This window comes from Dyella sp. NPDC103356, from assembly GCF_055584465.1.
On the sequence record NZ_JBVJLZ010000030.1, the window covers coordinates 1 to 1,887 of the forward strand.

At 61.3% G+C, this 1,887-nt stretch carries 1 protein-coding gene; it reads right to left on the bottom strand.

The features are described from left to right. On the bottom strand, window positions 1-1,887 hold a 1,887-nt coding region (locus ACZ6WW_RS23520; RefSeq protein ID WP_465276335.1), incomplete at both ends, for a condensation domain-containing protein.

Consider the following 1,887-nt stretch of genomic DNA (forward strand, 5'->3'; position numbering starts at 1 on the left):
GTCATACGTTACCGCTTCACGTGATGGGCTGCGTACCACCTGGGCTTCGAACAGCTGGTGCAACGTCTGGGTCTCGGCCTGGACGTTCGGATAGACCTTGGCCGTGTCGTTGAACCCATGCAGCACGTAATGACGTTCTTCGATTGGCATCACTTCAAGGCTGTCCAGCGATGCCATCGGATTGTCGTCGAGTGCCGCGATCAACTGCTCGATCGCCGCGTGAACATAGCCGGCCATTCGCTGCGCCTGCTCCTCACCGGGAATCTGAACGATCAGACCCATGGCGTCGCCTGCGTCGTCTACCGACAGCACGCAGGGATAGTTGGTGCGCTCCTTCATGCCGATCAATTGCATGCCGACCAGGTCATCCGAGCTGACAGCATCCGCGCCGACATTGTGGCGATAATTGAGCAATGCCGAAAACAGCGGCGTAGGCGCCGCGATCCCGCTTGCGCGCTGCGCCAATGCCAACGGCGCGTGCTCGTGGCGCAACAGTTTCGTCAGCAGCACGTGGGTATCGCGCACGCCATCGATCACGCGCTTGGGTCCGGTCTGTATGCATACCGGCAGCGTATTGATGAAAATGCCCAGCACCCTGTCTGCGCCCTCGCCGCTTTGCATGCGGCCGAACAGTACCGTGCCGAACACGACCTCTTGTCGGCCGGAAACACGCGACAGCACTTGCGCCCACGCCAGATGCATCAGGCTGGCGACGCTTACGCCAAGCTTCCTGGCTTGCTGCCGTAGTCGCTGCGCCAGCGCCGGTTCGACCTGACGGTGCGCTTCGGCGATATCGATGCCGTCGCCTTGCACATCCAACAAGCCAAACGGCGCGGTGGGCTCATCGATGTGCGCCAGCATCGTGCGGAAAAACGTTTCGTGCTCGGCACGGCTCACGCCCGATCGTGCCTGGGCCACAAAGTTCCGGTAGGGCAGCGGCTCGGACAAGCTCTGCCCTTGCCCGTCGAGGATGGCCTTGAGCTCTGTCGCCAGCAGCTTGAGCGAGGTGTTGTCGTCGATCAGGTGATGCAACATCACCTGCATCAGCCAACGACCGCGCACCTTGTCCTCGGCAACAAAGCCTCTGATCAGAGGGGCATGCCGAACGTCCAGGCGATAGTTCTGCGGGTTGTAACGCGCGCTCAGTTGCGCGGCCACGTCATCGCCCTGCTCCAGAATCGCGTCCTCGATCATGAGCAGCGCACGTCGCCACACCACCTGCACCGGCTCGGCAAGCCCCTCCCACAAGACGGAGGTACGTAACACATCGTGCCTGGCGATAACCGTTTCGAGTGCCGCGACGAAATGATCGAGATGGGCACGCGTGTCGAAGGCCAGCAGCATCTCCATCACATAGGCATCGCGTTCTTCCGCCATCAGGTGATGGAACAGAATGCCCTCCTGTGCCGGCGACAACGGATAGATGTCCTTGATATTGGGAGCACCACCGGGCACGTTGTCGACGATCCGGGCAATGTCGTCAGCGCTCAGCTCGGTCAGGGTGACCATCTCGGGCGTGATCTGCACACACCCCTCGGGAATGCCGTTGGCAGGTACGACGACGTCGTTCCAGCCGTTGTTCGCCGCCAGAGCCAAAGCCGCGACGGTCGGCTCGACGAAGAACGTCTTGATATCTACCGACAGCTCGACGCGCCGCATCCGCTCGATAAGTGCAATGGCCAGTAGCGAATGACCGCCCAACCGGAAGAAATCGTCGAATACGCCGACCTTGTCCAACTTCAGGACGTCAGCCCATATCTCCGCGATAACCTGCTCGGTCGCAGTACGCGGTGCGACATAGATGGCCTCGTTCTGCACCATGTCCGGTGCGGGCAACGACTTGCGGTCGACCTTGCCGTTGGACGTCAGCGGCATCGCATCGAGCGC